Raw genomic sequence first — 12,404 nt, forward strand, 5'->3', positions numbered from 1 at the left:
TCTGTTGCTAACTTTTTCTCGTCCGTATTAAATTCGGCTGAAAAGGTAGGCTCTTCAAGCATTTCAGCAAACGGCGTATTCCGTATGATGTACTTTTTAAGCTCGAATCCTGCAACTTCCTTACATTATTAAGTAAGGATACATCACTCGGATCATAATTACTTGTGTCAATATATTTTGTGATATCGAGCATTTCTACCTTGCCTGTAAAAGCATTATGCTCTTCGTTAGCCTCTCCAATAATGGTGTCTATTGAAAAATGTGGGAATGATTTTTTATTGAAGTTGAAAACAAAACCCAGTCTGGTTGAAGGTTTCAGTACTGTTTCAACGGTTTCGTCATCTTCTTCTGTTGCCACAGCTTCTCTTTTTGCTGAACATCTGCAGGCCTGGGCATCATCGCACCAGGCGTGTTTACCCGTTTGATACTCGAATCTAAAACGCGTAGAAATGGTTTCCCATCTTTAAATACAAATTCAAACTTTCCTTTTAAATTATCTGCAAGTGAATAGCCATATGCCTCAAGCAGTTTATTTTTTTCAACATCTCTATTTCGTATGGTATCAAAATACTCCGCTCCATGTTGCCTGATAAGTTGCATAAACACGATCACCTTTGGCAAACACAAAGGGTATTCTGTATCTTCATAATCGCAACTTGTATCAAAGCTTCTTTCAGCATTTTTTCTAATTACAACGGTGTAATCTTTTTCGTTTACAGTCAGTGTAGCCTTAACTGTTTCATCTTTTGCAGAAACGATCTTGGCTTTTTTCTTCTGCAAAAACTTTTCTGCGTCATTAAAGCTTTCGGTGCTGCAAAGTGAGCGCAACGACCGCAGATCAAGGTTACGTGGCTTTACTACCGTATGACGCTGATCGTAATACACTTCCTCATCCCCCAATTGGCCTTTATCCAATAACTCCTGCAACTGAAATAAAGAAGCTACTTCATGTTTACAAATTTCGCCCAGGTTGTAGGGACAGGTACAGCGTAACGCTATGTGCTTAGGATCGCTGTATTTTTGAATATAAACTTTATAAAAGCTACTGTACGTATCATCTTTTACCCGAAACACAATATTTCCGGTGAGCTTGTCAAATTCTATCAATTCCACAAAGCCAAGTGCATGCGTTTTTTTTCCGCGTCTGATAACTTCGTCTGTTCCGTTTGTATAAACGTGTTTTAAAATGTGTGGTAATGCCAAAAGAAAATTTTTTTATTTAACCATCGCCTTTACTACTATCATCAATATTGCGTCGCACCCTTCAACAATAGAATATATATGAGCGATCAGAAACTAAGTTTTCGAAAAGGACAATCGGCAAAAATAAAAGAAAGATTTCCGCTTTTCCGAATGTTTTGATGAATATTTTATTTCCGCAAAAACGTAAAAAGAAAATGGTACCTTTGTCGGTTTTTTTTCAAAAGGATCGTTATCCTTTTACCAGTTTTTCGTCTTTATACAAGGGCAGCACATCGGCTACATCTTCGGTAAGGCAAAATTCGATATCATCGATATATCCAAACCTGTTTACCAGCCGATGGTAGTGCGTAAGATTTTCTGCAAACTGCGGCAGGTTTTCTTTATGTTGTGTGTATATATTTTCAGCCATAAAAGAACTATCGCAGTGAATTGTAAAATGCTCTTTAACCCTGTGTATAACAGCGCCCGCAAATAAAGTGTCTTCTATATTAAACCGATCTTTCCATCCGGCGCATGCCAGGATCACATTTTTATTTTGTTTGGTGAGATAGTTACATACAGAAGTAAGATTAGGAAAAGAACCGGTAACAATATCATCCGCGCCGTTGACCAACGCCATGTGTAGTAGCCTGGTTCCGTTTGTTGTAGTTAATACCAGTATCTTATCTTCAATAAAATCTTTGGTGTATTCCAGCGGCGAATTGCCGTGGCTTAAACCATCGGCCAGTTTACCATCGCGCTCACCAGCGGCTATACCGCCAACCTCAGCACTAATTTCAACAGCTTTCGGAACAGCATCAACGGGTATAATATATTTTGCGCCATTGTAAAGTGCTGATGCAATTGTAGATGTAGCGCGAAAAACATCAATAACAACAACAACGGTATCTTTTACATCATACAAATGCAAAAGCGCAGGAGACAAAGATGTGTAGAGTATAGGTTTTTGAGACATTGTTTAAATAGCTGGCAGATGAAAGATGACAGTTGACAGAACTGTGCGAACAAAGTACGGTCGCTACAACACGTAATTCCTAATTCGCAATTTGTAATTACGATTTTACACAAACGGCATTTTTACTATTGTTGCAGCCAATTGTTTATCGCGCACTTTGATGAAAATATTAGATCCGATTGCGGCATTCTCTTTTTCACATAACCCAGGCCAATTGCCTTACCCAATGTGGGTGATTGTGTACCAGATGTTACTATCCCAATATTATTACCCTCAGCATCTACAATTTCGTAGCCGTGTCTTGGAATGCCTTTATCCGCCAATTCAAATCCCACAAGCCTTCGTGGCACACCTTCCGTCTTTTGTTGCTGCAATATTTCTTTCGCCGTAAAATCTTTAGTGAATTTTGTAACCCAGCCCAAACCCGCTTCTAAAGGTGTGGTTGTATCGTCCAAATCGTTCCCATAAAGACAGTACCCCATTTCTAACCTAAGCGTATCGCGAGCCGCAAGGCCTATTGGCTTTAATCCTTTCGGTGTACCTTCTTTAAAAATAGCGGTCCATATTTTATCCGCCGCGCCATCTTTGTCTTCAAAATAAATTTCAACTCCCCCGCTCCGGTGTAACCTGTGGCACTTATCAGCACATTATCAACACCAGCAAATGTTCCTTTTGCAAATGTGTAATATTTAAGATTCAATAGATCAATATCAGTAAGCGTTTGCAAAATAGCTGTAGCCTGGGGGCCCTGAATCGCCAGCAGCGCCGTTTTATCAGATATATTGTGCATTTCCACAGCCTCCCCGTCCCCTCCAAAGGAAGGGTGTTGTGTTGATAAATCCAATTCCAGTCTTTATCAATATTCGCCGCATTCACAACCAGCATATAGGTTTTCTGCTCTTCGATACAATATACAAGTAAATCATCTATAATACCGCCCTGCTCATTCGTCAATACACTGTATTGCGCCTGTCCATTCTTTAATTTTGACGCATCGTTGGTTGTTACTTTTTGTATTAATGCTAAAGCGTTTCCTCCTTTTAAAATAAATTCACCCATGTGGCTTACGTCAAAAACACCAGCACTTTTGCGAACAGTATTATGTTCTTCGTTAATACTGCTGTAGCTAATCGGCATATTATACCCTGCAAATTCGGCTATCTTTGCACCAAGGGCGATATGTTTTTCTGTAAAAGGAGTTTGCTTCATATATCATTTTTTTGCGCGCCAAACGTACGCAAAATTTTGCATCCGGATTTTTAAAGTACAGAATGAAAAATTATGTCTTGAATTTTGTGGTTTCTGATTTATCTTTTCTCAATGAAACGAAGCATGGTGAACTTCTCTTAACAGGAAATGTACAGGCGAAGTTTCATAAGACCAAAAAGAATCGCAGCGAAGCTGCAAATAAAAAGATATGCGGATGAAACCTGTATTGATCTATTCCCTTATTCTAATTTCCTTTACATTGGACCTTAACGCTCAAATAAAAAATAATACCTGGCTGGAAGATTTTTTAAAAGACGGACATCACCGTTGCTAACCAAAGTATTGTCGCAGCCCGATTCTTTCAGGTATCAAATCATTTACACTAAAATTGACCGGGATAAAAACAACAAACCAAAGTTTACGAATTACTTCCTTAATGTTGATAAAGAAAAGTATTTCTATCCCGCTTCGATGGTGAAATTGCCAACAGCGCTCGCAGCGCTTGAAAAAATTAATTCGTTAAGCGATAAGGGTATTGATAAATATTCTGTCATGCTTACCGATAGTAGTCATCGTAGCCAAACATCCGTTAATGAGGATTCTACATCGCAAAATGGTTCACCGTCAATCAATCATTATTTAAAAAAATATTCGTAGTAAGCGATAATGACGCTTATAACAGGTTGTATGAATTTTGTGGCCAGCAATATCTTAATGAAACGCTTTGGAAAAAGGGCTATAAGAATATGCGCATCACGCGCCGTTTTGTAAAAATGAATGCTGAAGAGAACCGTTATACTAACGCCATTCGATTTTTTGACGAAGGCCATCTCACCTATAAGCAACCTCCTGCCGTTAATAAAACGCCTTTCGATTTCAGTAAAAAAATTTTAATGGGTCATGCTCATTTAAATAGTGATGACACACTTGTAAATGAACCTTACGATTTTACGGCACATAATAAAGCAACTTTGGAAGATCTGCAATTAATGATGCAATCAGTCTTGTTTCCACAATCAATAGCGGCTGAAAGAAGGTTTAATCTTACCAAAGACGATTATCAAAACCTTTATCAATATATGTCAGAAAAGCCGTCTGAAAGTTTTTTTCCGAAATATGATACGTCAGAATTTTTTGATAGTTATACAAAATTTTTCTTTTTCAAAGATGGAAAACAAAAAATTCCGGAATATATACGAAGCTTTAATAAAACAGGTTGGAGCCATGGCTTTTTGACAGATGTTTGTTATATCGTGGATTTCAAAAACAATATTGAATTTATGCTTAGCGGAAGTATTTATGTAAATAGCGATGGTATACTAAATGATAATAAATATGAATATGAGGAAATAGGTTACCCTTTCTTTAGAGAAGTGGGCGAAAAAATTTATGATTACGAATTAGAGAGAAAGCGAGTTAATAAGCCGGATTTAAGTCAATGGAAGTTAAAGTATGATTGATTCTAAATCGTTTCCTAAACGGAAGGATTTTAAACTTTCTTTTGATTTATTTGTAAATTGATCTGCATCATTTTTGATTGTTTTCAACTTCTTAGTTTTTGACTTATTTTTGCCACATGAAATTTGAAAAAATTCATAATAAGGGACAAGCAAGGCTTTTTAAGAATGATTACCTGGAAATGCTTACAAAAACCCATCCGTTGGTTATTTGGGGCATTTACATTCCTATCATATCCTATTTATTGTATTACAGCGCTACTACATTGAACTTTTCGGTGGCCTATGTATTCCTGATATTTTTTGCGGGATATTTTTTGGTCTTTCTTCGAGTATATCGCCCACCGGTTTGTTTTTCATTGGGTAAGCGAAAACCCAACGGCAAAAAAATATCGTATGTAATGCATGGAAATCACCATCATTTCCCGCGCGACAGGCAGCGGCTTTTTATGCCACCCGTACCAAGCATTATTATCGCTTCGGTTTTATTTAGCTTATTCTATCTTTTACTGGGTCGCCATGCATTCATGTTTTTCCCGGGATTTATGCTGGGTTACTTAATGTACGGAACAATGCACTATGCCATACACGCCTGGAATCCTCCGTTTAAATGGATGAAGGGTTTATGGCGCAACCACCATTTACATCATTATAAAGATGAACATAAAGGCTTTGGCGTAAGCAGCACTATTTGGGATCATGTCTTCGGAACCATGTTCGATTTGAAAAGAGAAAAAGAGGATAAAGAGAAAGTGCAGGAGCTGATGTTTGGAAAGAAATAAACAGAAATATTTATTAGGTCATCAATAAATATGTGGCATCGGTATTGCCACGCTCGCTTGTACAGCAGAATATATATCAACCTACATATTCTTCGTAAATACCTGGTCAGACCGAGACGGTCAGACCAGGTATTTAAAACTTCTCCACCACACCCAACCCAAACAATGCAAAATCATATTTAACCGGATCATTGGCGTCCAACTGTTTTAAATGCTGTGTAAGTTCAACTGCTGCCGTCCAATCGCTATTGGGTCTTTGCAATAAACCAAAATGTTTTGCGACCCGTGCCACATGCACATCTAAAGGACAAACCAGTTGTGCTGGTTTTATTTTTTTCCATAATCCAAAATCCACGCCTTTTTCATTGCTGCGCACCATCCAGCGCAAAAACATATTCAGCCTTTTACAAGCCGATTTTTTATACGGTGTTGCAATATGCTTTCTTGTTCGGCGCGGATAATCAGGGAAAACAGTTTCATCAAAAAATAAATTATAAAAGCCAATAAGCGCCTGTTCAATATTTTCACTTTTGGCATTCAGGTGCTTTGAAAATGCCGTCTCCAGCGAGTTTCCGCTTGGCTGTTTATAATGATATTGCAAAAAATTGAAGAAGTGATACAGATCGGTAGCGTTGAATGTCCGATGCACAAAACTCATGAAAGGTTTCAGGTCAGCTTCTTCAAAATTCAAAATAAAATCATGCGGCGCATTATCCATCAACATCAACAATCGGTTGCAGGAGTTGATGATGCTTTTTCGGTTTCCCCAGGCTAAAATAGCAGCAAAGAATCCTGCAATTTCTATATCCTGCTTTTTTGTAAACCGGTGCGGAATGCAAATCGGGTCGTCTTTTATAAAGTTCGGTTGTTCGTATTGAGCCGCTTTTTTGTCTAAAAACTCCTTTAAATTATGCTCCATGCTGCTGTGCCAATGCGTCAAACTCTTCGGCCTTTACAAAGGCATAAGTTTTTTTGTTGATGTGATAATATTTAATCCAGCCGTTTGTTACCAGCGCAGTAAGGTCGGTTCTTGCGGTTTCTTTCGATACACCATAAACAGAACGCAGTTCGCGAATCGTCACCACTTTTGAACCGTCCTCTTTCAACCATTGCAACACAGCCGTTTGTCGTTCGTTATAACCTGGTATTCTATTAGCTGTTTTTTCAACCTTTTCTTTGGATATCCGCAACACAAAATCTCTCAAAGATTTATACGCCATGCTTACCGATTGAACATAGAACTGAATAAAATAGCCCATGTTATTTTCATCAGTTTGAGATTGTACAATCGCTTTATGATATTGCGGTTTGAATTTAGAAATGACATTTGAAATGGAAACAAACTCAGCCACCCAATAATCCTTTTTCAAAAGATACATCTGCGCCAGCAACCTTGCGATACGCCCATTTGCATCTTTAAATGGACGAATGGTAACGACCAGATAATGGATGATCGCGGCTTTTACTAATGGATGAATAAAAAAAGGTTCCGAATCATTATTATATAAATCGAAAACCAGGTTTATCAACTGCGCCACATCTTTCGCATCCGTCAGTTTATATCCGGAAGTGTTATCAATCGAAGAAGTATCAACTTTGTTATTAGTACGGTAATTACCAACACCCTTTAGCTTGATGGTATCTTTTGTAAATGTTTGATGCAGCTGCAACAGCAATTGCTCCGTCAGCGGTTCCGCTGTTTTGGAATAACCGAGCTGCAATGTTTTGTAAATATTAATGCAGATCTGTTCGTTTACATTTTGCGGCGTACGTTTCTTCAGCAACATTTCCTTTGCTGCTTTTTTAGTAACAGTGGCTCCGGCCAACTGTGCGGATGTGATGCTTTCATCGAGCAAAGCATTGGTTTTATGCCTGTGCGTATGCTTACTTTCGAGCAATGCATTCAGGTTTCGCCCGCCAGCTAGCCCAAGATCTAATTGGTGCAATTGAGCTTCAAGTGTATTGCTAATCCACCATTTTAGATCGATACCTTTGTGGCTTAATCTTCGGCTAAAACCCTGTTCTCTTTCGGTAACGGCCAGCTTCCAAATATCATCGCGACTGCCATCAACGTGCAACTGCATATCCTTAAACTTTTCCCGATGAACGTAATTGTTATTGAGATTATTTATTAACTTTCTTAACGGATCTTCATTAATTGTTTTGGTAACCTTTTCTTCCATTTTATAATAAAAATTGGCAAATAACAGCGAATTTAGGTAATTTAATACGAACTTTATGCTTTGATTATTTTAAGAAAATTAGGAAAAGGAACTGGACAATATTGAAAACAGAAAGGATTATAACTGCGCCAACGAGCGAATGATGGAGCTTTTTGACTCGCCGCAAAACACTCCTGAAAATGATGAGTTAGAAATTGTTTATTTTACTTATTAAAGATTATGATGACCGTCATTATGTTTTGCCAACAATGATTTTTCCCGCAGATGCCCGCTGATTTTTTACGCTGATTTTTGCAGACGATTCGTTTGCGGCGATCAGCGAGAAATGATTATGTTATAATTCAAATTAAAAGCTTAAACAACTTCGATACAAATCTCTTCGATTTAAAATTACCCAATCGCCTGCCTCAAATCTTCAATCAAATCTTCGGCATCTTCAATTCCTATACTCAATCTCATTAAAGAATCGCTTAACCCATTTTTTATTCTTTCTTCGCGGGGAACGGAAGCGTGTGTCATTGTTGCCGGATGGTTGATTAAAGATTCTACACCTCCTAAGCTTTCTGCAAGTGCAATAATTTTGGTTCCTTTTAATACTTTGATCGCGGCCTCTGTTGATTCATCTTTTAATTCAAAACTCATCATTCCGCCAAAGTCATGCATTTGCTGTTTCGCAGTTTCGTAACCTTCGCTATCTTCAAAACCCGGCCAATACACTTTTTTACCTTAGGATGCGATGCTAAAAACCTCGCTATTTTTTCGCCGTTTTCGCAATGGCGCTGCATACGCACATGCAAAGTTTTGATACCCCGCAACACCAAAAAGCAATCAAAAGGTCCGGGAACGGCTCCGCTGGTTTTTTGTATGAAGAATAATTTTTCCCGAAGTTCATCATCATTCATCATCAATGCGCCCATAATAACATCGCTATGCCCACCTAAATACTTTGTTGCAGAATGCATTACAATATCAGCACCAAGATCCAAAGGGTTTTGCAAATAGGGAGATGCAAATGTATTGTCTACCACCAGCAAGGCATTCGCACTTCTTGCTATGTCCGCCATTTCCTTTATATCGGTAATATTCATTAAAGGATTAGTAGGCGTTTCTATCCAAAGCATTTTTGTATGGTTACTGATTGCATTATTTACGTTGACCGTCTTTGTGGTGTCGACATAAATAAATTTTATCCCAAAATCGGCCCATAATTTTGAAAATAGCCGATATGTTCCCCCATACATATCACTTGATGCGATTACCTCATCGCCAGGTTTCAATAAACGCATTACTGCATCCGTTGCCGCCACACCGCTACTAAACGCCAATCCATGTTTTGCATTCTCCAAAACCGCAAAAGCACTTTCCAAAGCTGTACGGGTTGGATTGCCGGCCCCTGAATAGTCATATCCTTTATGTTCGTTAGGACCACTTTGTATGTATGTGGATGTCTGAAATATAGGTGTCATGATTGCACCAGTTGACGGATCTGGTTCTGCACCGGCATGTATTATTTTAGTATTTAATTTCATCTGTTTATTTTTTATCGTTTCCCCTTTTACGGCACTTGCAAGGTAAAAAGAAAAGTACTTCCTTTTCATCTGTTTATTTTTTTAATTGTCAAACGGAATTAGTCAAGATAATCATTGCACGCGTATGCAGGAGGCTCATTTATATAACAGCTGAAACCTAAAATATTTAGATGTGCAAAAAATAAGAATGCCTTCGTACTTCTTACCGCTTGTCCTAAAAGCATGATAATAAGGGGGTTCGAATAGTTGTATATGTTTACCGCTTAAATGATTTTTAAACCATTCATTGATAATTTTCAATCATTTCTGCAATCCTTTAAAATTATTTAACAAAAATCAGGTTGCCGTTAGTCATTTTCTACTTACGAAGGTATTGCCGGACAGATATCTTTACTGTGGAAAGGCTGGTGTAGTTCATTGATTCTTGATGAATAATGCTGCAAAAAATGATTTTTTCGCGGCACAAAACCTGCCATTCGCCGGTTGTTTAGTAGCAGTTTGCCAGTTTGCCGTTGACCCACAGTAGGGTGCAGTTGTATGTTTGTGAAACAAATAAAAAAATTATAAATAATTAAAAATTAATACAATGAAAAGCTTAATCCTCTCCGCCGCTGTTATTTTCGCACTTACTTTTAATGCCGCTGCTGCTGCTGCCGAACCAGTTAATGAAAAAGTGTTGAAAACATTTAGCCTGATTTTTAAAGACGTAAATAATGTAAGCTGGTCCAATACCGGTAAGCATTTTGAAGCCTATTTTGTGGCGAATGATATTAAAACACGTGCACTATTAGACGTTAATGGAAATCTTATTCAAACTATCCGTTACTATAAAGAAGATGGTTTGCCTTCAAATATTCTTTACAGTATAAAGAAGGCACATCAGGGTAAAGATATCTGGGGTGTTACAGAAGTATCTAATCACAATGGGGTGAATTATAGAATCGTTCTAAAAGATGACAAAAGCTACACACATATTAATGCCAATAGCACCGGAGATAGCGAAGTAGTAAAAAAATATAAAAGAGGCGATAAATAAGCCTCTGCAATTCGGCCTGACAAGCTGATTGCTAAAACTTTTTCTCATGTAAAACAACGGAGGGGGTATTCTTATCTTCTCCCCTTATTTTTATACTCGAATGCAAAAAAATTGCACTCCCGCTATATTTTTATCGGCAATTTTGCTAATGCATCATCCCAAGCCATTACAAGGTTAGCGCCACTATCCGTTTTTTCAAATACAATTGTAAAATACTCCATTACAGGATTATAATAGGTAACAGGAACTTCGACCCTTACCACATCCTTTGTTGAATCCTGTTTCAGTCCCCATAGATCAAGGTCATTATTAATGGCTATTGTCCAATATCCTGCTTTGGGAATAGCATACAAAGAGTAGCGGCCAACAGGTATGCTTTTACCACCAATAGTCACATTTTGAAAAATATTCAATTCCGTAGCTTCATTCGCTCCCAAGCGCCAGGTGTGCCCATACTTCAAAACATCTTCAAACAGCTTACGCCCCTGTAAATGTGGCCGGCTATAAATTACACGCATAACAGGAGGAGCGGCACCAGGATCGGCAATTTTATGCTGGGGGTATTTAGCCGGGAAGTAGCTCATATCCATTGGCGAAATATCAACATCTGCATATAGGTTATTATCTTCTACCACCGACTGGTTTTGGTTCGTCATTTCTGTAACAATGCTATCCCGGTTGGCATTTACATTGTTATCTCTACCTTTTTTATTTTCCTTACAGCCAAGCAATATTGATACAACAAGTGATGCTGCTAAAAAACCCTTATAAAATAAATGCATTTAAATTGAATAAATAATTAAAATAAAATTGGCATTGTAGCAGAAACATTATCCCAACCTGCAACAAGATTGACCCCTTTAGAGCCCCTTTCCAGATCGATCGTTAAGGTTTCTATAGGCTTGTCTAAGTTTTCAATATTAGCCGTAACCCTGCATACGTCCTTTGCAGGATCATACTTGAATGCGCCCCATACATCTGTTTCTTTATTAAGAATGAAGGTCCATGTTTTTTCTGTTACCAATGCATATAATGTATATCGGCCGGGGGCACTTTTTTGCCTCCGATTTTTGCATCTGTGAACAGATCCAACTCTGTTGCCTCATTAGCACCCAACCTCCAAACTTTTCCGTAAGGCACGATTTGTGAACCGAATATTTGTCTGTTACTTTTATTAGGCTGCTATAAATGATGCGCATTCTCAATGGCTCTTTAGTTCCTTTAACTTTTAAGGAAGGATAATCTGCCGGAAAATAGATCTGATCAAGCGGAGATTTGTCTACCGGTGCCCATTGCTGTGCGTTTAAAAACTGTAAAGAAAAAAATGTGATCGCAATTAAAAATAGCAATTGTTTCATTCGTATATTTTTGTTATTTAAGTACTTTTTATCAGGATGAGTTATCAATTCTTCATATTTTTTATATGCAAAAGATTGAAGTTCGTTCCAGAATTCCGAAAAACAGCTCTTTAGAAAAGAATACTGCTTGTCAAATATTTCAATAGCACGGGTGCTGTCATGCAAATATGCGGCTCTTTTTACCAATCCTCCAAAACTTTGATGTATGCCCTCTTTAGTATGGTATCCATAAAGCCAATTGTACTGTTCCATATAAAAAACATCTTCCTAAAAGCATCTGGCATAATAGCAAGTTGTCCATTTAAAGCTTCATATGTTCGCAGCGAGAAATTATAAAGTTCTCCTGTTTCAAAAACAGTTTTATCTGTTGCTAAAAAGTGATCATAGGCTACGTCTATGAAAGCTCCGCTGTATAGCCTATAATCAGCCTGAAACACAACCTTGGCCTTTTTTGTAACAGGATGCGTGTCTGTAAATTCATCAATTGCTCTATGAAGTAAAATTCCTTTGTGTACAACAGCAGGATAGTCAAATTGTTTCTTTCCTTTTACAAAATCACTGATCATATTGCCCAGCAATATTTCATCATTTTCGAAAGATAAATATGCATGGGCCAGGTAATTCATTTTTGAAAGAATTTTTATGACTATTCGTTATTGTATTTTGATGATTATCACGCACCCGCGACTCAG

Annotated in this window: 14 protein-coding genes and 3 pseudogenes; 4 read left to right on the forward strand and 13 right to left on the reverse strand. The window is 37.9% G+C overall.

Annotated features, from left to right (window positions below; genetic code table 11):
• Positions 1-7 precede the first annotated feature (7 nt).
• From MKP09_RS19240 to MKP09_RS26655, 6 genes are all read right to left on the reverse strand, one after another.
• Positions 8-358, reverse strand: a complete 351-nt coding sequence (locus tag MKP09_RS19240) for a hypothetical protein (RefSeq protein WP_240831922.1) — start codon at positions 356-358, stop codon at positions 8-10.
• On the reverse strand, positions 316-1,203 hold the full coding sequence (locus MKP09_RS19245) for a hypothetical protein (RefSeq protein ID WP_240831923.1): 888 nt from the start codon (positions 1,201-1,203) through the stop codon (positions 316-318). Before MKP09_RS19245 ends, MKP09_RS19240 begins: the two co-directional genes overlap by 43 nt.
• Positions 1,204-1,432: 229 nt before the next feature.
• Complete coding sequence (locus MKP09_RS19250; RefSeq protein WP_240831924.1) at positions 1,433-2,158, reverse strand: 2-phosphosulfolactate phosphatase; 726 nt, start codon at positions 2,156-2,158, stop codon at positions 1,433-1,435.
• Between the two features lie 125 nt (positions 2,159-2,283).
• Complete coding sequence (locus tag MKP09_RS19255) at positions 2,284-2,760, reverse strand: glycine cleavage T C-terminal barrel domain-containing protein (protein WP_317235452.1); 477 nt, start codon at positions 2,758-2,760, stop codon at positions 2,284-2,286.
• Positions 2,682-2,948, reverse strand: a complete 267-nt coding sequence (locus MKP09_RS26650) for a hypothetical protein (protein ID WP_262915524.1) — start codon at positions 2,946-2,948, stop codon at positions 2,682-2,684. The genes MKP09_RS19255 and MKP09_RS26650 overlap by 79 nt, the downstream gene beginning before the upstream one ends.
• Positions 2,855-3,367 (reverse strand): aminomethyltransferase family protein, encoded by a 513-nt coding sequence (locus MKP09_RS26655; RefSeq protein ID WP_262915525.1) that lies wholly within the window; start codon positions 3,365-3,367, stop codon positions 2,855-2,857. The genes MKP09_RS26650 and MKP09_RS26655 overlap by 94 nt, the downstream gene beginning before the upstream one ends.
• Positions 3,368-3,694: 327 nt before the next feature.
• Between MKP09_RS26655 and MKP09_RS19265 the strand changes: the two genes are divergently transcribed.
• The 3 genes from MKP09_RS19265 (at position 3,695) to MKP09_RS19275 (ending at position 5,606) form a co-directional block, all read left to right on the forward strand.
• A complete protein-coding gene (locus tag MKP09_RS19265) occupies positions 3,695-4,024 on the forward strand; it encodes a hypothetical protein (protein WP_240831925.1) in 330 nt (109 codons plus the stop codon).
• Positions 4,025-4,050: 26 nt separating this feature from the next.
• Positions 4,051-4,827, forward strand: coding sequence for a hypothetical protein (locus tag MKP09_RS19270; protein WP_240831926.1), 777 nt, complete (start codon positions 4,051-4,053; stop codon positions 4,825-4,827).
• A 116-nt stretch (positions 4,828-4,943) separates the two neighbouring features.
• Positions 4,944-5,606 (forward strand): sterol desaturase family protein, encoded by a 663-nt coding sequence (locus MKP09_RS19275; protein WP_240831927.1) that lies wholly within the window; start codon positions 4,944-4,946, stop codon positions 5,604-5,606.
• 133 nt (positions 5,607-5,739) lie between these two features.
• Here MKP09_RS19275 and MKP09_RS19280 read toward each other — a convergent pair whose 3' ends face one another.
• The 3 genes and pseudogenes from MKP09_RS19280 to MKP09_RS19290 form a co-directional block, all read right to left on the reverse strand.
• Positions 5,740-6,525 (reverse strand): TIGR02757 family protein, encoded by a 786-nt coding sequence (locus MKP09_RS19280; RefSeq protein WP_240831928.1) that lies wholly within the window; start codon positions 6,523-6,525, stop codon positions 5,740-5,742.
• The gene (locus MKP09_RS19285; RefSeq protein WP_240831929.1) at positions 6,515-7,789 is read right to left on the reverse strand and encodes a Fic family protein; all 1,275 of its coding nucleotides are present in this window, start codon (positions 7,787-7,789) and stop codon (positions 6,515-6,517) included. The genes MKP09_RS19280 and MKP09_RS19285 overlap by 11 nt, the downstream gene beginning before the upstream one ends.
• A 390-nt stretch (positions 7,790-8,179) precedes the next feature.
• Positions 8,180-9,387: pseudogene (locus MKP09_RS19290) on the reverse strand (cystathionine gamma-synthase).
• A 517-nt stretch (positions 9,388-9,904) separates the two neighbouring features.
• On the opposite strand from MKP09_RS19290, the gene MKP09_RS19295 reads away from it, so the two are divergent.
• Positions 9,905-10,354 carry a hypothetical protein gene (locus tag MKP09_RS19295; protein WP_240831930.1) on the forward strand — a complete coding sequence of 150 codons (450 nt, stop codon included), beginning with the start codon at positions 9,905-9,907 and terminating at the stop codon, positions 10,352-10,354.
• A 122-nt stretch (positions 10,355-10,476) separates the two neighbouring features.
• Here MKP09_RS19295 and MKP09_RS19300 read toward each other — a convergent pair whose 3' ends face one another.
• From MKP09_RS19300 to MKP09_RS19315, 4 genes and pseudogenes are all read right to left on the reverse strand, one after another.
• Positions 10,477-11,136, reverse strand: coding sequence for a DUF2911 domain-containing protein (locus tag MKP09_RS19300; protein WP_240831931.1), 660 nt, complete (start codon positions 11,134-11,136; stop codon positions 10,477-10,479).
• Between the two features lie 17 nt (positions 11,137-11,153).
• Positions 11,154-11,494: pseudogene (locus MKP09_RS19305) on the reverse strand (DUF2911 domain-containing protein).
• Between the two features lie 356 nt (positions 11,495-11,850).
• Positions 11,851-11,919: pseudogene (locus MKP09_RS26660) on the reverse strand (hypothetical protein); the annotation flags it as partial.
• The gene (locus MKP09_RS19315; RefSeq protein ID WP_317235409.1) at positions 11,892-12,338 is read right to left on the reverse strand and encodes an acyl carrier protein phosphodiesterase; all 447 of its coding nucleotides are present in this window, start codon (positions 12,336-12,338) and stop codon (positions 11,892-11,894) included. The gene MKP09_RS19315 and the pseudogene MKP09_RS26660, both read right to left, overlap by 28 nt.
• Positions 12,339-12,404 lie beyond the last annotated feature (66 nt).

This window comes from Paraniabella ginsengisoli, assembly GCF_022513635.1.
GTDB classification, from domain to species: domain Bacteria; phylum Bacteroidota; class Bacteroidia; order Chitinophagales; family Chitinophagaceae; genus Niabella; species Niabella ginsengisoli.